This window comes from Cystobacter fuscus (assembly GCF_002305875.1).
Lineage (GTDB): Bacteria > Myxococcota > Myxococcia > Myxococcales > Myxococcaceae > Cystobacter > Cystobacter fuscus_A.
The window spans coordinates 5917118-5941051 of the sequence record NZ_CP022098.1 but is presented as its reverse complement, the minus strand read 5'-3'; the positions used below and the strand labels follow the sequence as shown (position 1 = coordinate 5941051).

Genomic DNA, 23934 nt, shown 5'->3' with positions numbered 1-23934 from the left:
TCCGCCCCTCGGACGACGGCACGCCCGGCCCGCTTCGCCCCCATGCGGGCACCGGGGCGGTGCTAACCTGGGGGCACATGAAGCGTCTTCTATGGGTCCTGTTCGGGGTGGTCATCCTCGGCGTGGTGGCGGCGGGTGGCGCCTGGGTGTGGGTACAACGGGAAGTGCAGCGGGCCGCGGCGCCTCCGGGGGCGCCCACGGTGGAGTTCGTCGTCTCCAAGGGCACCACGGGTCGTGGCCTGGGGCGGCAGCTCGCCTCCGCCAAGCTCATCCATGATGGCCGGATATGGCGCTGGTTCCTCTTCCGCCGCGGCGCGTTCGCCCCCAAGGCGGGCCGTCACCTGGTGAGCCCGTCCATGACGATGGCGGAGATCGCCACCGCGCTCGAGTCTCCCCCGCTGCCCGAGGACAAGCCCTTCGTCATCGTCGAGGGCTGGCGCCTGCGCGACACCGATGCCGCGCTCGCCGCCGCGGGGTTCATCACCTCGGGGGCCTACGTGGAGGCCGCCAGCCACCCCGAGCGCTACAAGGCCCCCTTCCAGCTCCCCCAGGGAACCCTGGAGGGCTACCTCTACCCGGAGACGTATGGCGTCGTGCCCGGGGCGTTCAACGTGGAGGAGCTCATCCAGCGTCAGCTCGATACCTTCGCCGAGCGCTTCTACCTCCCCCACCGCGAGGCGCTGTCACGCGGCAAGCGCACCCTGCACGAGGTGGTGGTCATGGCCTCCATGCTCGAGCGCGAGGAGCCCGTGCCCGCCCAGCGCGCCATCGTGTCGGGCATCCTCTGGAAGCGCATCGACAAGGGCTTTCCCCTGGGGGTGGATGCCACCTCGCGCTACAGCCTGAGCGAGTGGAACGACCGCAAGGCCTTCCTCCAGCGCCTGCGCGACACGACGGATCCCTGGAACACGCGCCATCGCAAGGGCCTGCCTCCGGGCGCCATCGGCTCGCCCACCGTGGAATCGCTCCAGGCGGCGCTCGCCCCCCAGACCAACGAGTACTGGTACTACCTGCACGACTCCGAGCGGCGCCTGCACCCCTCGCGCAACGCCGAGGAGCACGAAGCGCTGCGCCGCAAATACAACGTGTATTAGTGCCGCCCGGGCCCTGTTACATTCGAGGCCCCCATCTTCCTCGACGAGCCCATGACCTCCCGCACCGAAAACCTCAATGTCGTCGGCATCGACCGCATGGCCACTCCCGCCGAGATCAAGGAGCGGGTCCCGATGACGGAGCGAGCGGCCGAGTCCGTCCTCGCCGGCCGCCGCGCCTTGGTGGACATCCTGGAGCGCAAGGATCCGCGCCTGTTCGTCATCGTGGGCCCCTGCTCCATCCACGATCCCGTGGCGGGAATGGACTACGCGCGCCGCCTGCTCGCCCTCTCCGCGGAGGTGCGTGAGACGTTGTGCGTGGTGATGCGGGTGTACTTCGAGAAGCCGCGCACCACGACGGGCTGGAAGGGCTTCATCAATGATCCGCGCATGGACGACTCCTTCCACATCGAGGAAGGCATGGAGCGCGGCCGCCGCTTCCTGAGGGACGTGGCCGAGCTGGGGCTGCCGGCCGCCACCGAGGCGCTCGATCCGATCGCGCCGCAGTACTACGGCGACCTGGTGTCCTGGACGGCCATCGGCGCGCGCACCGTGGAGTCGCAGACCCACCGGGAGATGGCCTCGGGCCTGTCGACACCGGTGGGCTTCAAGAACGGCACGGACGGCTCGCTGGAGTCGGCGGTCAACGGCATCCTCTCCGCCTCGCACGCGCACAGCTTCCTGGGACTGAACGAGAACGGGGTGTCGGCCATCATCCGCACCCGGGGCAACGCCCACGGGCACCTGGTGCTGCGCGGCGGCGGCGGACGGCCCAACTACGACACGGTGTCCATCACCCTCGCCGAGCAGTCGCTCACCAAGGCGAAGCTGCCGTGCAACCTCGTCGTGGACTGCTCGCACGCCAACTCCAGCAAGAAGCCCGAGTTGCAGCCGCTCGTCATGCGCGACGTGGTGCACCAGGTGCGCGAGGGCAACCGCTCGATCGTGGGCCTGATGATCGAGAGCTTCCTCGAGGCGGGCAACCAGCCCATCCCCGCCGACCTGTCCAAGCTGCGCTACGGCTGCTCGGTGACGGACGCCTGCGTGGACTGGAACACCACCGAGACCATGCTGCGCCAGGCCCATGAGATTCTGCGCGGCGTGATCTCCACGCGCCGCGCGGCGTGATGTCCGGCAACCGCGTGCGCTGGCTCGTCGCCGGCGCCTTCCATCCCTCGCCCACGGGAAGGCGCTTCCCGCTCACCGAGCAGTCCTTCGCCGAGGAGCTCCGGCGCGCCACCACGGGCCTGCGCGTCACCGTGCCGGACCGCATCGGCTCGGGCGACACGAGCACCCACGCGCTGTCCTTCGGCTCGCTGGACGCCTTCGGGATGTCCGCGCTCATCGCCTCCCTGCCGGAGCTGCGTGCCCTGAGCGCCCTGCGCGAGGCGATCTCCAGCACGCGCCCCCTGGCGCCCCAGGACGCCGCCCACCTCCGGGACATGCTGGGCCAGGGCCGCCTCACCGAGGCACTGGCGCGCGCCCGCTCCTCCCGTTCCGCCTCGCTCGCCCTCGTCGAGGAGGCCCTGTTCACCACCGTCCGGGAGCTGCTCCAGCATCCGCTCGTGGCCCGGCTGGAGTCGGCCTGGCGCGGGCTGCACTGGTTGTGGACGCAATGCCCCGCCTCCGCGGGCATGGACCTCGAGGTGCTGGACGTCGGACCCGAGGCGCTCGTGGACACCCTCGCCGCGAGCCTCGAAGGGCCCGCGCTCCAGCGTCCCGATGCCTGCTTCCTGCTGGACGTGGGCGAGGACCCGGCCATCCCGGGGAGGCTCGCCGCGCTGGGAGAGCAGGCCTGGTTGCCCCTCGTCATGGCCGCCCCCGCGTCCCTGGGCGGTGCCGGGCTCGCGGGCGCCCAGGACGTCCGCCCCCCGGACGCCTGGAATCACCTGCGCGCCGACGAGTCCTCGCGCTGGCTGTGCGCCACGCTCAACCCGGTGGTGATGCGCGCCGAGCGGCACGGAGAGGTGCACGACGAGTGCCTCGCCAGTCCCGTGCTGGGCGTGGCGGCGCTGCTGGCGGCGAGCTTCCGCGACACCCACACCTTCGCGCGACTCGTGGGTCCGGGCAGCGCGGTGCGCGCGCCCGCCGCGTGGCAACCCCAGGAGGGACGGGGTCCGGTGGCGACCGAGGCGTGCCTCTCCCTCCGGGAGCAGCAGCGGCTGGCCTCGCGGGGCCTCGCGGGGGTGAGTGGGTGGTGGGACTCGCGGGACGTGAACCTGGCGGCGGCTCCCACCGTGTACGGTGGCCGGGACGCGGCGCCCCTCCCCGCGCAACTGCTCACCGGCCGCATCGTCCGCCTCGCCCAGGAGGTCGCCGAGCGGCTGCCCCCCAGGCCACTCCCCAGGCCATCTCGGAGGTGTGCGCCCGCGCCGCGAGCGCGTTCCTTCCCGCGGGCCCGGGCCGCCGCTGCGAGCTGAAGGGACAGGTGGTGTCCCTGGGCCGGGGCGAGCGGGGCCTGCACGTGCGCGCCGCGCTTCCACCGGAGCTGGCCGGCACCCGCCTCGAGCTCGAGCTCACCCTGCCCCTGCGCGGTTGAGCTCGTGCCGCGCGCGGGACTGGCGCACGGACCGAGGGGATGTGCGATGATGAACGGCGCGTCCGGACGCGACAGGGAGGACCGCCGGTGGGCAAGACATTTCACGACGATCTCCGGCTGGAGTTGTCACTCACGGCGGGCGGCAGCACCTTCTCCATCCCCGGTGGGCAGATCAAACACCTGTCGGTGCAGCTGGCCTCGTATGGCTTCACCGCGGCGGTGACCTTCTGGACCTTGCTGGAGAAGCAGGACGCCCCCCTCTTCACCGCCTTCCAGAAGCCGGATCTCATCGAGGTGCGCGTCTCCATCGCCGCGGAGGATCCCGAGCTCACCTCGCCTCCGGCGCCGCTCGTCCTCAAGGGCCTGGTGCGCGGCCGCCGCCTGGTGGCGGAGGAGCACGGCACCGTCCAGGGCTCCAATCGCGTCTTCCGCCGCTACACGCTCGACTTCGCCGACGCCGCCCAGGTGCTCTGGCGGCAGCACCGCCCCATCGAGCTGCACACCCACTTCTCCATGAAGGAGCTGCTCGAGGCGCACAAGGCCAGCCTCAAGCTCGCGCTCGACTGGACCGAGCTCAAGCGCAAGCAGCCGATGATCTGCCTGGCGTTGGGCGCGGACGAGCCCGGGGTCAGCTTCTACGACTACGTCTGCTGGTACGTGGACGCGCACCAGGGCGTCTTCAGCTACGACAGCCAGAAGAACGAGTACCTCTTCGCCGACAGCAAGCCGTCCTCGGGTCAGGCGGCGCCGCTCGGTCCGCTCCGGATCCACCGCACGCGGGTGCTCCTGCCGCCGCCCATCCGCCATGGGGCGCGGGTGCTCAACGCCGTGGCCCAGGGCCCCACCACCACGCCGATCGATCAACCCCAGGCCGTCCAGGGCACGTTCCACGACGTGCTGGTGCGCACCCCGCTGGCCAACCGGGCCGATGAGCGCGAGAAGCTGGAGAAGACGCGCCTGAAGCTCCACCAGCGCCAGCTCCAGGTCGCCTTCAAACGCTATCCCACGGTGGATGTCTTCCCCGGCGCGCTGCTGCGCCTGGAGGGCTCGCTCTGGCCCGCGTCCCTCACGGGGCTCGGCGAGGACATGCGGGTGGCGGAGCTGGACTTCGAGGCCCATGCCGAGGGCGCGGGCCCGTACGAGCAGCAGCAGGACCTCCAGGCCCCCTACGCGGTGCGGATGTCGCTGCGGCTGGAGTCCACCTCCGAGACCGCGGTCTCCCTGCCCGCCTACCGCGTCCCCCGCTACCCCATCCACGTCGAGGGCCTGGTGCACAGCCCGGGCGGCGAGCCCGAGGATCGGCGCTACCTCATCGTCGAGGACGAGAAGACCTCGATCACCGACTTCCGGATGACCGTCCCCCTGTGGAACAAGACCGTGAGCGTGCCCGCCGAGCCCACGCACGTGCCGGGCCAGTTCTTCTTCCCGCCGTACAAGCGCACCCGGGTGCTGGTGGCGCTCCACCACGAGCGCGCCGAGCTGCTGCGCTTCCTCGCGTGGAAGGAAGGCGTGCGCACACCCCAGTCCGGCCAGGGCGATCAGATCCTCCTGGGCGAGAGCAAGTCGAGCCAGACGGCGCTCACCCATGACTTCCAGGAGGACAAGCCCGTGTGGCGCATGCTGCGCACCTCGGGGGGTGACACCCAGGTCATCCGCATGCGCGAGGGCAACCTCTTCATCCAGGTGAAGGAGACCGGGGCCTCGAAGACGCCCACGCCCACCTATGACGTCACCCCTCAAGTCGAGGCCGCCAAGGGAGACCTCTCGGCGTCGGTGGGCGACTCGCTCGGACAGACGTCGGCGGCCTTCCAGGGCGCGATGAGCGCCTCGCGTGCGAAGATGCAGAGCGCCCAGGCGGCGATGAAGACGGCGATGAAGGCGGCCCGCGCGGAGGTGGGCGCCAAGGTGGCGAAGGCCAAGAGTGGGATGAAGAGCGCCTCCTCGAAGCTGTCCCAGGGCTCCGGTCAGCTCTCGGCGGCGAGCGAGTCGGCCAAGGCCTCGCTGAAGAAGCTGCGGTGAGCAACCAACGAATGGATGGGGGACACCCATGCAGGAACTGAGCGCGAAAATCGCGGAGCTTCGCGGACAACTGGAGTCCTTCAGCACGGGCGTGGTGGCCCGCCTGACGCCCCTGCGCGGCGGCGTGGACTCCCTGTCGGGCAGGCTGGAAGAGACGCTCGCCTCCCTGCGTCCCGAGGTCTCCTCGGTGGACGGCGGGCTGACGGGGAAGATCGAATCGCTGGACGCCGAGCTGGCGGAGCTGGAGCCCTGAGTGAAGGCGCTGTGGACGCGGTTCGACCAGACGGCGGACGAGGTACAGGGCCTGCGCACGCGGCTCGACGGCTCCGGGGAGCGCGTGCGCGACTCGGTGAAGGAGCTCACGCCCTCGGTCTCCTCGCGGTGTGATGCCCTGGAGGAGCAGGTGAAGGGCTCGCACGACTCCTTCGCCCAGCAGCTCGAGTCGCTCGGCCAGGACACCGCCAGGCGCCGCGAGGCGCTCTTGAGCGAGGGCACGGCCCGTCTCCAGCAGCGCAAGGAGGCGGCGCGCGCCAACACCGCCCGGAGCAAGGCGGAGCTCCAGCAGGAGGTGGCGGGGCTCGAGGCCCGGGAGCAGCAACTCCAGGAGCTGCTGCGCACGACGGGGAGCGAGACGGATGCGCACCTCCAGGGCGCCCACTCCCAGCTCGCGACCACGGTGGACTCGGTGTCCGGCCAGGTGGCGCGCACGCGCGGCTCCGTGGACGCGGAGGTCCAGCGGTTGCTCGCCGCGCTCGAGGCGGTGCTCGCCCCGGTTCTCCCCGCCCTGGAGCAGCTCCACCAGGAGATCCAATCCGCGAGCGAGTCCTCGAAGGCGACCGTGCGACGTCAGGTGGAGCAGCTGCGCTCCGGACTCCAGCCGCTGCGCACCCAGGTGCAGGGCGCCACCCAGGCGGCGGATCAGGTACTCCAGACGCTGGAGACCACCGTCGGCGCCGCCCTCCAGGCGGGTGCCCAGCAGCTCGGGCAGATGCTCGACGCGTTGGATCAGACGCTGGGCGGGCCGATGCGCTCGCTGAGCCAGCAGCTCGAGGTGGTGGAGCAGTTCCTCCAGCAGGTGGGCGAGCAGATCGACACGCTCATCACCCAGGGCGTCGGCGCCATCGACGCGCTGATGAGCACGGCGCTCACCACCTTCGAGTCCATCCAGGCCCCGGCGCGCCTGGCGATCGACTCCGCCTTCAAGGTGTTCGACGGGCTGACGGACACGCTCGAGCAGTTGGAGAAGCAGCTCCAGGCCATCTTCACCGCCCTGCCCGAAAAGCTCGAGCAACTCCAGACCCTGTTCAAGACGCTGGTGGGCACGCTGGAGTCGCTGCTGGCCCGGGCGGTGCAGATGCTGGAGGCCATCCCCGCCGCGGATCTCCCCAAGCCACTGGTGGATCCCGCCGTCCAGGCCATCAAACAGGTGGTGACGCAGATCTCCACCCAGCTCGGCACCCTCACCTCGCAGGTGGGTCAGCAGATGACCACGGTGCAGGATCAGGTCATCTCCCAGGTGGAGCAGGTCCAGGCGCAGGCGGTGCAGCAGGTGCAGACGATGCAGGAGCAGCTCCTGCAACAGATTCAATCCCTGACCGAGTCGGTGCAGGGCGGTATCGATCAGGCCGTCACCCAGGCCGAGCAGTTGGTGGCGCAGGTGACGCAGCAGATCGGCACCGCGCGCGACCAGGTGGTGAGCCAGGTGGAGGCGATGCAGGCCCAGGTGGCCACGCGCGTGGAGTCCCTCCAGGAGCTGGTGAGCGGGCAGCTCGCGACGCTCCAGCAGACCCTCGCGGACGGAGTCCAGGCGGCGGCCGATCAGGTGGCGGCGGTGGAGGCCCAGCTCGAGCAGCAGCTCGCCGCCGCCCAGGAGCGGGTGCGCTCCGGCCTGGACGCGATCGGCGGCACGGTGGACTCGGCGCTCGCCGGGGCTCGCGAGGGCATCGAGCGCATCGAGACCACGGTGACGCAGCAGGTGGATCAGGTGCTCGGCGCCTTCACCCAGCGGGCCGGGAGCGTGGGAGCTCCCGCGGCCGAACAGCTCGACGGAATGCTCGGTCAGGTGGACTCGACGAAGGAGCGGCTCCTCGTGCCGTTGGACACACTGGAGGCCTCGCTGCGCGACAACAGCCCCTTCGCCCCGGTGGTGGAGCAGGCCCGCACCCAGGTGGACTCGGTGATGGGAAGGACCGAGACCCGGGTGCGCGAGCTGACGGGCTGAGCGCTACTTGCCGCCGAGCTTGGGGGCTTCCGGTGCCTTGGGAGCTTCCGGCGCCTTGGGGGCCTCGGGCGGTTTGACTTCCGGAGCGCCCTCGGGGGCCGTCGGGGGCTCGTCCAGGGAGGGACCCTGGGGAATGGTGTCGCGCAGGATGCGGCTCGTGGCCAGCTCCACGTCCACCGCGCTCGCCAGCGGCGGGCTGAGCAGCACCTGCCAGTTGCCGTCCGGCGCGGTGAAGAGGAAGGAGAGCGCCACCGAGCCCTCCTTGGGCGCCTTCACCTGGAAGCGCTGGATGGTGCCCGGGTAGATGACGGCCGTCTGCAACACGGTGGTGTCCGGAACACCCACGCGGGCGGCGACCTCGGAGTACGCCTCGTTGGCGTACTGCTTGGGGTCCACCTGCCGCACGAGCATGTACAGGGGCCGGCCCATGTTGGTGCCCACGGGCGACTTCACGGCGATGTTGATCTGACTCGGCCCACAGGCCCCCAGCACGAGCGCCAGCAGGCCCAGGCACGCGCGTCCACGCGCGCTCATCGCGGCACTTCCCGGAACGGCACCCACGGGTCTCCCTTGAGGCCGAAGCTGATGTCCACTCCCCGCTTGTTCACGTTGTTCCCCTGCAGGACCAGGCTCCACTGGCGGCGCTGATCGGTCGTGACCAGGGCCTCCTCGAAGAGACGGAAGCAGCTCCAGATAGAGCGATTCCAGGGCAGGGACAAGAACTTGGGATCATCGCGCGAGGGCGAGCGCAGCTCCAACACGATGGAGGACACCTGCTGATCCCACCAGTTGAGCGGGAAGTCCTGCCAGGAGGGGCTCTGGTTGAAGCCGTAGGCGGTCGTCTTGCCACACTTGAGGGACGACATGGTGACGAACACCCCCGGCATCGGTGGGGGCGGCAGGGGCTGGGGCTGCACCTTGAGCATGAGCGGCCGAGGGCGGCCCTCGTCGTCCCACAGCAGCTTGGACAGCCGCGCCACCTGGCTGAGGGTGGGCAGCAGGGACTCGGGCAGTTGTAGCTTGTCACGCAGGGTGCCGCGCAGCGCCCATTGGGTGCCCCGCTCCACGCACACGCGCGAGTACACCTGCTCCACGAAGTGCCAGAAGGCGCCATCCTTGCGGCGCAGCACCTCGAGCTCACTCGGATCCACGTCCTCCTTGGCGTCGGGGTTGAAGGGGTAGCGCGTGAGCAGGGGCCGCAACATGCGCGACGAGGCCTCCTCCCACTCCCGCCCCAGGGTGTTCTCCAGCTCTTCCTTGCCCAGGCGCTGCACCGTGAGGAAGGGCGCGAGGAAGGGCTGGCGCAACTCGCCGGTGATGCCCTGGGAGTCCAGCCACGCCTGGGCCTTGCGCAGGTAGGAGCCCTCCTCCTCGAGCAGCATGGCGAGGGCGACCTTCTCCAGCGGGGTGATCATCTCCGACAGCTGGGCATCGGTCGCGGTGCCGTCCTCGGGCGCCGCTTCCTTGTCGGGGGCCGGCGCGTCCTTGGCAGCCGCGTCCTTGGCGCTCTTGGCCTTGGCTCCGGCATCCAGCTCGTCGCGCATCTGCGCCACGAGCGCCTGGTAGGGGGCGAGCGCGGCATAGAAGCCACTCTTGTCGGCCACCATGAGCTGCACGACGGGGCGGAAGGGCGCCACGGCGTTGCGCAGCGGCTCGTAGTAGGGCCCCTCGAGCGGATCCAGGTTGGCCCGTTCGGCCACCTCGCGCAGCATGTCCACCTGGCCGGAGGAGGGCTGGGACAGCCGCCCCAGCTCGTCGATGAGCAGCTTGCGCGAGGTGTTGAAGCGGTACTGGTCCACGGTGTGGAACAGGCCATCGCGGTAGCCCTGGGAGAACCCGTTCACGCGCTTCTGCACGTACTGGGAGCGCCGGGCGGCCTCGTCCGTGGGGAGCTGGGCGCTCTTGATGCGTTGGGTGAAGTCATCCACCAGGGGCTTCAAGTCGGTCTCGAAGGCGGTACGGCTGAGCACCATCGCCCCCGGGCGCACGGCGGCCTGGGCGTTCACGGTCAGCTGGCCATTGGCCTCCTGGATGTCGAGCTCCTTCTGGAGCAGCTCCCGGGAGAGCTTCTCGGGAACGAACTCGAAGGACTCCTGGAGCAGCTCGATGCGGTAGGGGCCCTTGTTGCTGCCCGGCAGCCAGAGCCCATCCCGGGTGAGCAGCTCCGAGGCGCCCATCTTGCGCACCGCGAGCAGCCCCGAGTAGGCATCATCCTCCATGCGCAGCACCGCCGTGAGCGCCTCCCGGTTGTTGCGCAACCACTCGAGCACGTCGACGGTGGTCTCGATGCCCTGGAAGTAGCGCGTGTTGACCTGCACCGTGGAGGCGTCGAACAGGTTGAGCAGCGTGGGCAGGGACGCGTAGACGTCCAGGTCGGCCAGCTGCGCGAGCAGCCGCTCGCGCTCCTCGCGGCGCAGGTCGAACTCGGCGATGCCCCGGGGGCCGGCCTCGAGGGAGCGGCGCAGGAAGCGGAGGTGATCCAACCAGGGCTTGAGCTGGCTCTCGAACGTGAGCCGCTCCGCGAGGGGCCAGCAGGACCAGACCTCCTCGTTGTTGGACAGCTGCACCGTCGTGTCGCGGCGGCACGGCGGCGTGCGCTCCCAGGGCTGATCACTGGCGAGGATGTAGGTGGCGATCAGCGGCTCGCTCAGCTCGAGCGCGGAGATCCACGTGCGGTGGGACGCACCGGACAGCGTGTCCGGCGCGGCGGACTTGGAGCCGAACCGGCGCGAGCCCTTCTGGAGGTTGGACATCACGAACGTGCCCAGACCGTCCCCATTCGAGGCGTGGAGGGTGGCCAGCAGATACACGACCTGCTCGGGGCGGCAGGCCTGGGGCTGCTTGCGGCAGCGCTCGAGCGCGGGCCGCAGGTGGATTTCCCGGATGCCACTGGCCAGGCGCTGGCGCAGCTCCAGCGTCTCGTCGGGGAAGCTGGTCTCCAGGGGCGGCCACCAGCGCTCGGCGCGCTCGAGGTGCAGCAGCGCCTCGGCGGCCTTGTTGACCTGGCCCTCGACGACCTCTCCCCTGCCCTCCAGCCCCTGCTCGCGCAGCTGCGTCACCGTCTCCTCGAGCACCGTCACTTCGTCCTGGGCGTCGTCGAGCAACAGGTAGAAGTTCGCGTAGGCGGCCAGCACGGGCAGACAGCACACCGCGGCGATGCCCGCGGCGCGGCGCAGGTGGGTGCGCAGGTACAGCTTGCGCATCGAGTCGTTGGCGCCCTCCGCGGCCACCACGGACAGCGTGCCGCTGGCGCGCGCCTCGGGCGTCAGCGAGGAGAGGTAGACACGCGAGAGCAGCGGCTTGAACGAGAGGGTATCGCCCTCGAGCAGCGCGGTGACGAAGCGGCCGAGCCCCGAGAACGAGCGCCCCCCTTGCGAGTAGAAGCGCTCCAGCCGCTCGAAGGAGTCCACGGGCAGCGACGTGAGGCCCAGGGCCAGGTACTGCTCCTGGTTGCGCAGCAGCGAGGACAGCCCGTCCTCCTCGCCCTGCCGGGGAATGTCGAAGGCGAGCGCCGCGCCATGCGTCTTGAGCAGCCGGGCGAAGTCCTCGAAGCCCTCCAGCCCGTCCATGTTCGTCAGGCACAGGCGCGTCTCCACCGGACCGCGGCTCGCCTCGGACATCAGGTTGAGCTTGCCGCGCAGCAGTTGGGCGAAGCGCCGCTGCTCGTCGGGCGGGGTATCCGACAGCCAGCGCACGTCCAGGACGATGACGGCCAGTCCCTGCTGGCGGTGGCTGAAGCTCCTGCCCCACATGCGCCGCAGGGCCGTCCGGGCCGACAGCGTCTCGTCCTCGAGCAGCGGCGCCGACACCTCGTGCACCACGCAGTCGGGGCCCAGGTACATCTGCAGCAGTGGATCCGACGTGTAGCTGGGCAGGTACTGGCGCGCCTGGCGCTGCCAGTCCACGTCCAGGCCAATGAGCTTCGTCTTGCCGCTGCCCGCGGGTCCGAACACCACCACGGTGGGCAGATCCACCACGGCGGCGCGGTGGGCGAGCGGCAGTCCATTGAGGAAGGTGCGCCGCACGTGCACCAGGCGCTGGGTAGCCATGGGCGGAGGGCCACTGGCGGCCGGAGCGGCCGCGCGCCGGGCGCGCCACCACTTCACCAGCTTCCAGCCGAGGAACACGGCGAGCGCCAGGCCCAGCAACAACAGCACCCAGGGTACGTAGGGGCCCACCGCGTTCCAGAACTTCCGGAACGCGGACTCACTGGCGGCGACCGACTGCGCTCCCGCCTCCATCGCCTTGGCTGGATCCGCCGCGCTCAATGACTCCGACACGACCACGTTCAGCAGCCACCCCACGGCTCACTCCTCTCCACTGGCCGCGGAGGGACCAGGACGGCCCGAGCGTACAGCCAACTGGAGCGCCTCCAGCACATCTTCCAATTCATTCAACGTGCCCAGGAGCTCGTCCTGCCGGCCCTCCTGCTCCTTGGGGGCCAGGCGCGTGCCACCCGACTCCGGATAGAGCGCGCTCACGTCCGCGCGCACCCTGGCCAGCAGCGGCTCCACCGCCACGTGGAGCGAGCCCAGCTCGTCGCGGATGATCTGCTCGAGGTGCCCCAGCTGGGACCGGGCCCCCACCGGCTGTGTCTTCTTCTGCGCCTCGTCCTTCATCTCGACAACCACCAGAGCAAGACCGGGAGTGTGACCACCACGGCGCTGGAGACGAGGTAGTAGCGCAACGGGAAGGCATGGACGAGGGGGGCCTGTCCGACGGCTGGAGGGGGAGCGGGCACGGCCTCGGGTTTGGGGATGCGCGCCGCCAGCCGCTCCTTGTACTCACGCAGCCGTGCCTTGTTGCCCGTGTAGCGGCCCTCGAAGCCGGCGGTGAGACAGAAGTGCAGCATCTCGAAGACCAGCGGCGAGGCCACCCGCTGCGCGAGCTTCTCGTCGGCCAGCTCGTAGAAATGATCGCCGCCCGCGTCGGTCTTGTATTCCTTGTATTGGAGCAGGCTCCACTGCGCGTCCTCGGCGTCCGTGAGCCGGCGCAGCACCCGCTCGTCGAGCAGGTAGACGAAGGGCCGCATCGCCTCCCTGATTTCCTCCTCCCGGTACGCGCTGCCCAGCGCCTGCTCGAGACCCTTCACCTCCGCCAGCAGTTGCTGGTGGACGAGCGCCAGCCCCTGGGCACCCACGCGGACCTGGGGGATCGGCTCACCGTCGATGGGCTCTGGCGGCAGGGATTGATCCAACACCAGACGCACCTGCCGGTAGGTCTGCAGGACGATCTGCCAATGCTCGAGTTTCATGAGGAGGTCTTCACCGGGAAGGCGCCCGCTCCCGCGATCGACGAGCGCAGCACCACGGAGGCCTCGCCGTTCCAGGCCTCCAGCAGGCGCTGGATCTGCTCGAGGAAACAGGCCACGAGGGGCTCGGCGCTGGAGTCGAAGGGCTCCAGGATCATCTCGTAGACGTGGAGCAGGCCCGAGCCGCGCAGGGCCCCGTCCGGAGCCACCGTGGCCTTGAGCTCGCGCACCCAGGGCAGCACGCGGTTGAAGGGCTCGTCGACGGGGGTGCCCAGGTAGTTGAGCAACGCGGCCAGCTCGTTGCGATCCAGGGTCGACTTGACCTTCCAGGCGAGCAGGCGCGTCAGCCCCGCCACGTCCTGGCGCAGCGTGCTGTCGCGGTGGGCCTCGAGCCGGCCCGCCAGCCGCCAATCGAGGCCCTCCACGTGCCGGCCCGGGATGGAGATGCCCACGCGGCCGACGGCCTCGGTGATGAAGTCCGGCTGGTGCCAGAGGGCTTCCACCAACAATTTCTGGGGTTCGGCGAAGGCCTCGGGCAGGGACACGAGCAGACTGTGACGCGGCCGCATTTCCGCGTCCAGGGACTCATCCAGCTCGTAGCTCGGCCCCTCGCCCGGGAGGAAGGCGGGACGCATGGGCATGCGCCCCGAGCGGCCCAGGGTGAACACGCCGGTGATCGAGTGCAGCCGCAGATCCCTGCCGGCCGTCATGCCGCGGATGGGGAACTCGGAGCGGGTGCCATCGGCGATGAGCGGCTGGGCGGGCTCGGCCTTGAGGTTCTCCACCGGCACGACGAAGGGCACGAGGAAGTCCGGGTGGGTCGAGCGGCCCACGGACCAGGACTTGTCCAGGTCCAGGCACAGGCTGAAGCGGCTCCACTCCTTGCGGTGCGAGGGCACGGAGACGTGGAGGAAGAGCCCCTGCTCGGGCATCTGGAAGAAGGCGCGCACGCGGTGCAGCGGGTGCTCGTAGACGCCCGCGTCGTCCAGCTCGGCCGGAGAGTCGCCGAGGAAGAACTCGCACGGGGTGCCCTGGGACGTCTCGCTGGCGGGCGTGTCGTAGAGCACCGACACCTGCTTGAGGTGCTGGCGCAGCGCGTGGAAGACGGCGAGCGAGGGGCGGTACTCGTCCAGGTGGCGCACGTGCAGGCTGAACATGCCCACGGGATCCCTCCGGGCGAAGCTGGACTCGAAGCGCAGGATGAGCCGGTAGCGCCCATCCGCCAGCCGCACCACGTCGGTGCCCGCGGGGGCGATGGGGAGGACGCGCAGGTGGCGCCGGGTGCGGAAGCTCCCGGGCGAGCCATGGGCGGGTGACAGCCGCAGCTCGGTGCCCCGCGACAGCACCACCGTCTCCGTCATCTTGTCCCCCGGCAGCGCCTGCACCATCGCCACCGCGGGCAGGGGCTGGAGCAGGAAGTCGAAGAAGGAGGAGAAGAGCCGCAGCCAGGTGGAGCGCACGTTGTGCTGCGTGGCCGCGCGCGTCTGCACGGCGAAGAAGGCCATGGACTCCACGAGGCGCCGCACGTGCGGATCCTCCCGGTCCAGGGGCACGGTGGGGTAGGCCGTCAGGAAGCGCTGCCGGAAGCGCTCGAGCGCATCCAGCTCGTTGAGGTACTCCAGGTAGATCCGGTCCGACGAGTCACTCACCGCCACCTCACCCCACCTTCACGAGCGAACCACCCACGGTGGTCATCGTCCCCTTGAGCTCCGCGACGCCCGAGGACTCCAGACCGAGCTTGGCCTGGCCCTCCACCTTCGTCATGGGCGCGGACAGTTCCGCCTGGGCCTTGCCGGCCATCTTCAGGTTGACGCCCTCCACCTTGTTGTCTCCCGCCGAGGCCGTGAGGCTCGTCTGCATGCCCTTGAGATCGAGCTTGGACGTCGCCTCCACGGTCACGTTGGTGTTGGAGGACAGCTTGGCGTCCTGGGCCGCGCTCTGGGTGAGCTTGGCCTTGGTGTCCAGCGTCATGTCCTTGGTGCTCTCCACCTTGAGGATGTCCTGGCTGGCCCAGCTCGAGGCCTTGGCGGACTTGAGGGTGAGCGTGCCGGTGGCATCGACGGTGAAGTCCTTGCAGGTGATGGTGATGCTGTCCTGCTTCTGCACGACGGTGCTCGTCTCCGAGTCGCCCTGGACCTTGAGGGTGATGCTCGTGCCGTCCATCACCACCGTCTGGGTGATCTTCCCGTCGGCGTTCTCCACCTTCACGGTGACGCCCTTTTCCTTGTCCAACTCGACGGTGCAGACAAGTGTGCCCATGATCGACCCTCACCGGTGGGAGGCGCGAGGGCCCCCCTCCCTCTTCACGACGGCTCTTCTTTCACCTGGATGAGCAGCGTACCTTCGTTCAGCTGGATCTTCTGGGTGTCCTTGTCATGGGTGCGCTGCATCAGGAACACGGGTTTGTCCTCCGTGTAGTAATGCTTGAGCGCGGTGCCATTCTCGGGCGTCTTGCCCACGAGCAGTTGGACGCCCTGCCCCGCCTGGGGCATGCGCGCGCCGGTGCGCCAGTCCAGGAAGCGCTTGATCCACGCGCGCTGGAAGTCGAGCCCCACGAGCACCCGCTCCCCCTTGTAGGCCGGGAAGTAGAAGTGGCCGGGCAGCAGGTTGGGGTTGAAGGGCGCGGGGACGATCTGATTGGCGAAGAGCGGCAGCTTCACCTTGTAGCCCTCCACCGAGGTGTCCGGATCGGTGTAGGCCTGCCACGTGTCGTCCTTCTCCCCGCCCTGCTCGCTGACGATGAGGCCCTCGACGTAGCGCGGGTAGACCGGGGGCTGCCAGGCGGGCAGGTCCACGTGGGTCTCCGCCTCGCGCTCCAGCCGGGTGCTCAGGCTCAGGGACATCAGGGCGTAGTCCTCGCCGTACACCTCTTCCTGATCCTCGTCCGCCACCTCGGCGAACAGCTGCAGGCCGCGCACGCGGAAGACCTCGTCCTTGGCCACGCCCGCGGCGCTCCAGGCCTCGTTGGCGGGCAGCTTCACCCGCGTGCCCGGGGTCACGGCCTTCTCGGGGAAGGAGCGCCAGACGAGCTCCAGCTCCGACTCACGCGGCTTGAGCCGGGCCGTCTCGAGCTTCACGCGCGCCTGCACCTCGTCGGAGATGGGCGTGCACAACAGCACGTCCTGGCGGATGCCGGTGACGGCGTGCGTCTGGGTGACGGCCTGGGTCTGGGGGCTCACCGCCGTGGCGTTGAGCACCGTCACGTCGTGGCGGATGACCTCGGGCATCAGCACCTCCATGCCCGACAGGTTGAGCGCGTGCAGCGTGAGCGGCGTGCCCGAGGTGTCCTTGGCGCCCGCGAACTTGTAGCCGTGCGTCGTGTAGTCGTGGGTGAACACGCCCGCGCGGCCGTGCACGTACCACATCACCCAGTCGTAGAAGCTGGCCCCGTCCTGGGGAGCCAACCCCAGGAACAGCACCGGGTGCGACGTGCCGAGCCCCGCGTCCCAGTCGTAGCTCAGGGAGATCTTCTCCCCCTTGTGCGCCTCCAGCACGTCCTTGACGGTCTTCCCGGTGTAGAGGGCCGTGGGGTGGTGCTGGCGCCACAAGAGCTGGGCGGCGTCCTGGAAGCGGATGCCATAGCGGCGGTGGAGGATGAGGTTGCTGTCGCCGGTGGTGATGACGTCCTCGACGAGCGACTTGTCGGTGACGAAGCCCTTCACCTTCAGCTCCGTCGGAGTCACCCGCGCCGCGACCTCCGGCAGCACGGCCTTGATGACGAGCGCGACCTCGATCAGATCCGCCTTGAGGAAGTCGGCGAGCAGGGCGTCCTTCTGCTGGCCGCCCTGGGCCGCGTTGTCCGTGAGCAGGAACTCCACCTCGCCCCGCAGGCCCCAGCTGAACAGCTCCAGCGCGACGCGCTTGATGCTGCCGGCGATGACCTTGTGCGCCGTTCCCCCCACCGTGAGGGTCAGCACCACCGACAGCCGATCCTCGAACGTGCGCTCCATCATCGCTCCTCGTCCTCATCCACGCGCACCTGCGCGCTCACGGTATGGAAGAGCAGCCGCAGCGTGCACGGGGCGCCGAGCAGTGTAGCGGTCAGCACGAAGTGCAGCCACAATCCCGAGTCCCGGCCCTTGAGCTTCAGCTCCACGTCCTGCAGGCGCGGCTCGTGCGTCTGGATGGCGTGCAGCAACTCGCCCGTGAGCGTCTTCATCAAGTCCTGGGTGCCGAACTTCTCCGTGTAGCGCCCCAGGCCGAAGCCCTCGACGAAGTAGCCGTAGCCCTCCTTGGTGTTGAGCACGGACTCGAGGTTGAGCCGCACCCGCTCCAGCTCGCCCTGGCGGCCCGGCGTGCGCGGCGCGGCGCCGGTGAACTTGTCGAGGAACGAGGGGCGGCTCATGTCACCCCGCCTTGCGCCAGAAGAGGAAGACCTGGGTGCCCTGCAGCGCGGGGGTGGTGTAGAAGGCCATGCCGTTGTCGCGCAGGGCGTACTGCCACTCCTCGCCCAGCGACAGCTTGTACCAGGAGATCTCCGGACCGAAGGCGTGGGGGAAGGCGGGGTGCGGCACGTGCTCCAGGGGAATTCCCCGGAGCGCCAGGCGGCGCACCGCGGGCAGGCGCGAGGGGCTCGCCACCTTCACCCCCTCGAGGGTGACCGGCCGGTTGGGATCCTCGTTGCGCACCAGCAGATACAGCTCGCTCGTCACCCCCTCGTCCAGCGCGGGCAGCGGCGTGAGGACGAACTGGCCCTCGCGCGACTCGAAGGGCTTGTAGGTGAGCCGCGTGTCCTCGGGACGGAAGGCCCGGTTGAACAACTCCATCCACCCCCAGAGCCCCGCGCCCGGATCATTGTGGACGTAGGTGGGCAGGGCGTCATCCGGCACCAGCTCGAGGAAGCAGCACACCTCGAAGTAGAACTGCCGCAGGGACTCGAAGAAGCGGTACGGGTGGGGAAAAACGTTGTTGCGCATGTCGGCGCGCAGCGCCTGCAGGCGGCGCACCTCGAGCAGCGTCCGGCGGGCGCTGGCCAGCCGCTCGCCACGCTGGTAGCTGTCCAGGAGCAGCGTGCGCAGCTGCCCGTGGGCCTTCTCCAGCAACGAGTCCAGATCCCCGAGGAATCCGTCGAGGAAGGGATTGGGCCCCACGAGCAACAGGGGCGGCACCTTGCGGGCCGACGGGCTCCACACCCCCTCGAGATTCTTGGAGAACGTCATCAACTCCAGCGTCGAGCGGGCCCGGTCCACCGCCGGCTCGCTGGACAGCTGCACGCGCTGCAGCATGCGCTGCACGGTGGGCGGCGAGTCCGCGTAGAGTGGCACCCCCTCGGTGCCCCGCGTCTCGTCCATCAGGTGGAGGTAGACGGTGACTTCCGCCCTGCCGGTGGCCTCGAGCGAGAACGAGGGCTCGGCGGCGTTTCCCGGCACGTCCACCAGGAAACCTCCCGGCAGGATGGCGGTCAACGAGGGCAGTGACAGGCTGCCTTCGGCCAGCAGCGCCTCGCTCCAGGTGAGCGAGGCGATACCGACCTGGGGCAACCCGGACAGCTCGCCATGCAGCCGCGCCTCGGCCGAAAGGGCTTCGTCCTGGGCGCGGAAGTGCTCGGGAAGGAGCGTCTGGCCAACCTGCCAGCGGACCCGCGCGAGCTTGTGACGCTGCATGTCGTGGACTCCTGGACTCCGGGACGTCAGGCCGTCTCGGTGACGCCCCACTGCTTGACGAGGTTCTTCCCGGACGCCGTGGCCAGGTTCACCGTCTGCTCGAGCGTCTGCGGCTTCACGCCGATCTGCAGGGTGAAGTTCTTGGGCGACTGCACCTCGCTGGACGGATCATCCGCCACCGACAGGTTCAGCTCGTCCCCGCTCTTCTCCAGCAGGCCCTTGAGCGCGGCGTCCACCGAGTTGGACTTGTAGTACTTCTTCGCCTTCGGGTCGTACTCGTAGACCACGTAGGTGAGCTCCACCTCGACGTTGGACCACGAGCCGAGCAGCGCCGCGGCCAGGGTCTGCTTGTTGTTGGTGGAGATCTGCGCGGACAGGTACATCGCGTCCGTGATGCCCGTCTCCCACATGTAGTGGTTGAGCACGCCCACGACCTTGCCGGCGAGCACCTTGTCCGGCTGCTCCGGATCCTTGATGGTCTCCTGGTCGGCGGCGAGGACGATGTCACCCACCTTCAGGGCGGTGATGTAGCCCACGGCCGACTGCTTGTCCTTCTTGAAGTTGAAGCCCTGATACACGTCCAGGGAACGAGAAAATTGAGGCATGAACCCCTCCTGCGTGGTGGCGTTGGGTAGGATTTACGACGGACGCCCGGTCATCCCAGGCGGGACTCCAGCATCAGTTCCGCGTTGAGGCCCTCGAACTGGATGTGCGGCAAGACGGCGATCTTGCAGTCATACCAGCCGATCTCCCCAGGCCGCGACTCCACCATCACATTGGTGGCCTTGAAAGGGAAGCGGCGAAGCGTGAGATCGTCCGGGTTGACCACCGTGGTGACATACCCCGACAGCCAGGAGTCGATCTGCCGCTGCACGTAGCCGGCGTCGGCGGTGCTACCGATGTTGTCGCGCATGATGCTCTTCACGTAGTGCGCGAGTCGGGTGATGGAGAAGGTGTAGGCCAGGTTGGTGACGAGCTGCGAGTTCTCCGAGTCCTTGGCGTCCTTGAACTTCTGGGCGCGCTTGATGGACTGGGTGCTGAAGAACGTCGCCTCGCTGGAGCCCTTGCGGTAGACGAGCGGGATGAAGCCGTTGCGGGCGAACTCGTACTCGCGGTAGTCCGGAATCGCGATCTCCACCGGCGCCTGGATCATCTTCTGGCCGCGCAGGGTGAAGGTGTCCACCGGCAGCCCCGTGACGAGCCCGCCGCCCTTGGGGCCGCGGATGGACTGGCACCAGCCGGACTGCTCGAAGGCCTTCACCAGGTTGCGCCCCATCAGCAGCGCGGCGCTGCCCCACAGGTACTTCGTCGAGTCACCCTGGGCGTGCTCCTTGAAGTTGAGCACGTCGCAGGGGTTGGTGTCCGGATCCCACGGCTGGCGCACCACGTAGCGCGGCAGCGTCAGGCCGATGTACGCGGCCTCTTCCTTGTCGCGCAGCTCCATCCACTTGCCGTAGCGCGGGTGGTTGAGCACGCCGTCCAGGTTCTTGAGCGACTCGAGCTGCTCGATGCTGTCGCAGTCGAAGAACTTGTAGCTCGCCGAGGCGATGAACGGGCAGTGCGCGGCGTTGGCCACCTTCGCCATGCGCTCCAGCCAGGTGATGTCCGCGCGCGAGGCGCTGAACTCGTACAGACCCAGCATCACCCCGTACGGCTTGCCGCCGAACTGGTCGTACTCCTTGATGTAGATCTTGTCGAACAGGGCGCTGGAGAAGATGCTGCTCGAGTTCTTCTCGAAGTCCTCGGCCAGCTCCTCCTTGTCCACGTCCAGGATGTCGATGGTGATGTCGGCCTGGAAGTTGGTGTGGCCGACCAGATCCTCGAGCCCGCGCCACGCGGACTCCATCTTCTGGAACTTCTCGTGGTGGAGGATCTCGTTGACCTGCGTCTCGATGAGATCATCGATGCGGGCGATGGCCTTCATCACCTCGCCCTTGTCGAAGCGCACCTGCCCCACGTCGTCCTGGATGGGCTCGACGTTCTGGAGCAGCGCCGCCACGGCGGACATGAAGCGCTCTTCGCCTCCCACCTGCGCCTCGTCCGCGGCGATGGGCACCAGACCGGTGCCGATCATCGGATTGGCATTCAGGGGGACGTCGAAACCGCGAACCTTGAACAACTCGTTGAGATAATTCTTTTCGGCCATGAGCGATGGGCTTCCCGGCAAGAAGAGGAATGGAGAGGAGGAGGATCAGGCCTTGACGGTCGCTTCGGCGGGGACCGTCTCGGAGACGAGGGCCGGCTGTCCGGACTCGGCCGCCGGAGCCTTCGACACCGGCAGGCGCATGGACGCGAACCCCTTGAGCTGATCGCTCTCCAGGAGCTGCTTGAGCTGCTCCTTGTTGGAGAACAGCTCGTACAGCGTGCGCCGCAGCTCCTTGCGGTTGTCGATGTCCGACTGCATCTCCAGCAGCAGCTTGCGCATCAGGAGCAGCGCCTTGAGCTTGGGCACGTGATGGACGATCTCATCCGGGTGGAAGGACTTCATCCGATCGATGGGCAGCGTGACCGACATCTTCGCCCCCGCATCGGTGCTGATCTTGTCCTCCACGTCGAACGACAAGGACATTCCCATGTCCTTCATCAGATCATTGATGTTGGAGCCGTTGACCGACCGCAGCTGCCGCTCCTCCAGGTCCTGCTGCCGATCCTTGGAGCTACCGAGCGAGAAGTCTCCCGTCACCACGACGCGGAAAGGCAGCTTCACCTCTTCCTGCTGGCCGTTGATGTTGGTGCGGTAGGTGAGCGTGATACGAGATTTGGGCAGAGTATCCTGGATGGGCACGGCATCTCCTTACACGAGTCGGTTTGCATCCCCCGAGGAACCCCTGACTCCGCCGCCCGGCACCGCAGGAGAACAACCCACTGTGTGTGGTGGTTCGACACTTTAGAGAAAAGCGGACAAACGGGTCAAGGGCGCTTGCTCCATACGTCGGTGTTCCTCTCGGAAGGACTCGACGTGTCCCCCGAGAAGAGGAGAACCTGTTGGGTATACAGCGAGGCATCCTGGAGCGGCTCGTAGCCCAGGTAGCTGTCCTGCTCGATGCGCAATATGCCCTCTTGATCGCGAAGCACGAGGAACACCGTCAGCATGAACACCGACTCTGACAACAGGGGCAGCAGGTCCGTCTCGAAGCGGCGGCGCGCCTCGACGGCCCAGGGCACGCCATTGCTGGAGATGGGCTCGTCGCAATAGAGTTTCACCTCCATGCCTCCGGTGGGAATGGACGCGAACCCCCCCATGGCGTCCCCCTCCCCCAGCGTGGTGGCGCCCAGGCGCATCTCGCGCGCGGGCACCCGCTGCTGGCGCACCTCGCGGCGCACGGACAGCTCCACCTCGGGGAAGATCTTGGAAAAGAGCCAGTGCAGGGTGCTGGGACTCGTGGGGCGCAGCATGCGCAGCCGATCCACCTGCGTCTGTGCCCACCCCGGCAGCAAGGCCTCGTCCCGCTCCGGGTACAGGCCCGTGAAGCATTCATGCAACAACAGGTGATCGAAATAACCGATGAATCGTTCCAGCCGATCGTGATCCAGCTGATCCATCGTCTGCATCAAGAACGAGGGCAGTGGCGATTGCGCACTGAGCAGCCCCATGTTCACCGTGATGATCACCCGCTTGCTCGGCTGATGGATGAACTGGATGTCGTGCACCAGGTGGGACTGGTGCACGGTGGTGCGGTGGCTGCGGTACTCGATCTGCGCGTCGCCGTAACCGGACGCGGAGAGCACCGCCAACAGCGCGGGGATGTCGAAGCCGCGAATGCGCTCGCGGATGCGCCGCTCGACGGGGCCGTCCATGGCCCTACTCCTCATCCCCGCCCGTGCTCATGCCGTCTTCCTGGGCGAGGAAGGCCTCCAGGTCCACGCGGTAGAGCTGATCCAACGCGCGGAACCCCAGCGAGTCGGTGCTCTGCAGCAGGGGCTCCACTTCATCCGCCTTGGTGCTCAATCCGGCGAAGAACCGGGAGAACATCGCGGGCAGGTACACGCGGGGATCGAAATGCTCCACCACCTGCAGCACGTCGGCCGCCACCACCGTCGCGCGCCGGAAGTCCTGCCGCTCGATGAGCGTGTCGAACGCGGCCAGCTTGCGCATCAACTGCGCCAGCGCCGGCGACACCGGCATCGTGGGCCCGGTCGACGCGGACGCGGCACGCGAGGACTCGGCGGGCCCCGTGCGCGCGCGCGCGGGAACGACCTCTGCTTCCGCCTCGGGTTCCGGCTCCGGCTCGGATTCCGCCTCGGGCTCCGGCTCGGGCAGCGAGCGCAGATGCCCTTCCATCCACTGGGTGAGCCGACGGAAGGGCGCCTCGCAGGCGTTGCGCTGCAACACCCGGTTGAACGAGGCGAAGATCTCCTCGCTCAGCGCGAGCGCCTGCTCCAGCGGCTCGCGGTTGCTCGCCTGACTCCAGCGCTGCCACGTCTCGTTCTTGAGGCGCTCGTGGTGCTCGATGTGCTTGTTGAGCACCTTGAGCAACCAGCGCAGGCCCGCATCGGCGAAGACATCCTTGCGCTCGCGCGGCCCGAAGTACTGCCAGTTGATCAGCAGCGTGCTGGAGAGCGAATGGAACATCGTCGGCAGCGCCTCCAGGCCGCCCTCCATGAAGAGCCCCAGAAGGTAGGGCCCCACCAGGCGGACGTCGTACAGACCCTGCCCCAGCAGGGTCTGCGCCGCGTGAGCCGCCTCGGTGTAGGCGCTGCGAGACACCAGGTCGTTGACCTTCTCCAGCCGCTCGTCCGAACTCTCCAGATCCGGTGCCTCGGCCGTCAGCGACTGGGTGAGCAGCTGGGGCTCGAGCGGAGACAGTTGCTGCGCGGGTTCAGCCATTCTGCACCGCCACCTGGCCCGGAGAGAGCACCTGGATGACCCCGCCCCAGTTGCACATCAGTTTGCAGTTGCTGTCCACGGCCGGCATGTTGCCGATGAGCACCTTGGGACAGCCGGGCACCCAGGGCGCCGCCGTGGCGGGCACGCAAGGCATGGGCGTGAGCACCCCCATCGCGGCCGCCGTCGCCGCCGCCACCGTGGGGTTGGCCGGAGACTGACACATGCCGAAGGGCAGGATGTTCACCAGGGGCTTGTTGTCCATGATGTTGGCCGAGGGGGTCGTGGACAGGGTCTTGTTGGTGGGCAACACCACCAACGACGAAGGCGCCACCCCGAAGCTGCACTGCAACATGGCTCCCATGACGACCTGGACTCCCATGGT

Annotated in this window: 21 protein-coding genes; 6 read left to right on the top strand and 15 right to left on the bottom strand. The window is 68.6% G+C overall.

Features of this window, described 5'->3' with window-relative positions:
- Window positions 1-77 precede the first annotated feature (77 nt).
- From mltG to CYFUS_RS24115, 6 genes are all read left to right on the top strand, one after another.
- Window positions 78-1094 carry an endolytic transglycosylase MltG gene (mltG, locus tag CYFUS_RS24140; RefSeq protein WP_095987370.1) on the top strand — a complete coding sequence of 339 codons (1017 nt, stop codon included), beginning with the start codon at window positions 78-80 and terminating at the stop codon, window positions 1092-1094.
- 51 nt (window positions 1095-1145) lie between these two features.
- The gene (locus CYFUS_RS24135) at window positions 1146-2219 is read left to right on the top strand and encodes a 3-deoxy-7-phosphoheptulonate synthase (protein ID WP_095987369.1); all 1074 of its coding nucleotides are present in this window, start codon (window positions 1146-1148) and stop codon (window positions 2217-2219) included.
- Window positions 2219-3511, top strand: coding sequence for a type VI secretion system contractile sheath domain-containing protein (locus CYFUS_RS24130; RefSeq protein WP_232537738.1), 1293 nt, complete (start codon window positions 2219-2221; stop codon window positions 3509-3511). The genes CYFUS_RS24135 and CYFUS_RS24130 overlap by 1 nt, the downstream gene beginning before the upstream one ends.
- Before the next feature lie 206 nt (window positions 3512-3717).
- The gene (locus CYFUS_RS24125) at window positions 3718-5649 is read left to right on the top strand and encodes a hypothetical protein (protein ID WP_095987368.1); all 1932 of its coding nucleotides are present in this window, start codon (window positions 3718-3720) and stop codon (window positions 5647-5649) included.
- Between the two features lie 28 nt (window positions 5650-5677).
- Window positions 5678-5902 (top strand): hypothetical protein, encoded by a 225-nt coding sequence (locus CYFUS_RS24120; RefSeq protein WP_095987367.1) that lies wholly within the window; start codon window positions 5678-5680, stop codon window positions 5900-5902.
- Window positions 5903-7870, top strand: coding sequence for a phage tail protein (locus CYFUS_RS24115; RefSeq protein WP_095987366.1), 1968 nt, complete (start codon window positions 5903-5905; stop codon window positions 7868-7870).
- 3 nt (window positions 7871-7873) lie between these two features.
- On the opposite strand, the gene CYFUS_RS24110 is transcribed toward CYFUS_RS24115, so the two are convergent.
- From CYFUS_RS24110 to CYFUS_RS24040, 15 genes are all read right to left on the bottom strand, one after another.
- Complete coding sequence (locus tag CYFUS_RS24110; RefSeq protein WP_095987365.1) at window positions 7874-8404, bottom strand: hypothetical protein; 531 nt, start codon at window positions 8402-8404, stop codon at window positions 7874-7876.
- The gene (locus CYFUS_RS24105) at window positions 8401-12174 is read right to left on the bottom strand and encodes a type VI secretion IcmF C-terminal domain-containing protein (protein ID WP_095987364.1); all 3774 of its coding nucleotides are present in this window, start codon (window positions 12172-12174) and stop codon (window positions 8401-8403) included. Before CYFUS_RS24105 ends, CYFUS_RS24110 begins: the two co-directional genes overlap by 4 nt.
- Before the next feature lie 3 nt (window positions 12175-12177).
- Window positions 12178-12489, bottom strand: coding sequence for a hypothetical protein (locus CYFUS_RS24100; RefSeq protein ID WP_095987363.1), 312 nt, complete (start codon window positions 12487-12489; stop codon window positions 12178-12180).
- On the bottom strand, window positions 12486-13124 hold the full coding sequence (locus tag CYFUS_RS24095; protein WP_095987362.1) for a DotU family type IV/VI secretion system protein: 639 nt from the start codon (window positions 13122-13124) through the stop codon (window positions 12486-12488). The genes CYFUS_RS24100 and CYFUS_RS24095 overlap by 4 nt, the downstream gene beginning before the upstream one ends.
- Window positions 13121-14770 (bottom strand): type VI secretion system baseplate subunit TssF, encoded by a 1650-nt coding sequence (locus CYFUS_RS24090; protein WP_198316731.1) that lies wholly within the window; start codon window positions 14768-14770, stop codon window positions 13121-13123. The genes CYFUS_RS24095 and CYFUS_RS24090 overlap by 4 nt, the downstream gene beginning before the upstream one ends.
- A gap of 7 nt (window positions 14771-14777) precedes the next feature.
- Entirely contained in the window at window positions 14778-15380 is a 603-nt protein-coding gene (locus CYFUS_RS24085) for a hypothetical protein (RefSeq protein ID WP_095987360.1), read from the bottom strand.
- A 44-nt stretch (window positions 15381-15424) separates the two neighbouring features.
- Window positions 15425-17074, bottom strand: a complete 1650-nt coding sequence (locus tag CYFUS_RS24080; protein WP_232537737.1) for a hypothetical protein — start codon at window positions 17072-17074, stop codon at window positions 15425-15427.
- Window positions 17071-17466, bottom strand: a complete 396-nt coding sequence (locus tag CYFUS_RS24075; protein ID WP_095987359.1) for a GPW/gp25 family protein — start codon at window positions 17464-17466, stop codon at window positions 17071-17073. The genes CYFUS_RS24080 and CYFUS_RS24075 overlap by 4 nt, the downstream gene beginning before the upstream one ends.
- 1 nt (window position 17467) lies before the next feature.
- Window positions 17468-18724 (bottom strand): type VI secretion system baseplate subunit TssK, encoded by a 1257-nt coding sequence (gene tssK / locus CYFUS_RS24070; protein ID WP_095987358.1) that lies wholly within the window; start codon window positions 18722-18724, stop codon window positions 17468-17470.
- A 26-nt stretch (window positions 18725-18750) separates the two neighbouring features.
- On the bottom strand, window positions 18751-19329 hold the full coding sequence (locus tag CYFUS_RS24065) for a hypothetical protein (RefSeq protein ID WP_095987357.1): 579 nt from the start codon (window positions 19327-19329) through the stop codon (window positions 18751-18753).
- Between the two features lie 50 nt (window positions 19330-19379).
- Window positions 19380-20870, bottom strand: coding sequence for a type VI secretion system contractile sheath large subunit (gene tssC / locus CYFUS_RS24060; RefSeq protein WP_095987356.1), 1491 nt, complete (start codon window positions 20868-20870; stop codon window positions 19380-19382).
- Between the two features lie 45 nt (window positions 20871-20915).
- Window positions 20916-21509 carry a type VI secretion system contractile sheath small subunit gene (gene tssB / locus CYFUS_RS24055; protein WP_095987355.1) on the bottom strand — a complete coding sequence of 198 codons (594 nt, stop codon included), beginning with the start codon at window positions 21507-21509 and terminating at the stop codon, window positions 20916-20918.
- Between the two features lie 125 nt (window positions 21510-21634).
- Entirely contained in the window at window positions 21635-22522 is an 888-nt protein-coding gene (locus CYFUS_RS24050; RefSeq protein ID WP_095987354.1) for a hypothetical protein, read from the bottom strand.
- 4 nt (window positions 22523-22526) lie between these two features.
- Window positions 22527-23552: a type VI secretion system protein IglI family protein gene (locus CYFUS_RS24045; RefSeq protein WP_095987353.1), complete on the bottom strand. Its 1026-nt coding sequence runs from the start codon at window positions 23550-23552 to the stop codon at window positions 22527-22529.
- Window positions 23545-23931, bottom strand: a complete 387-nt coding sequence (locus CYFUS_RS24040) for a DUF4280 domain-containing protein (RefSeq protein WP_095987352.1) — start codon at window positions 23929-23931, stop codon at window positions 23545-23547. Before CYFUS_RS24040 ends, CYFUS_RS24045 begins: the two co-directional genes overlap by 8 nt.
- Window positions 23932-23934: the final 3 nt, after the last annotated feature.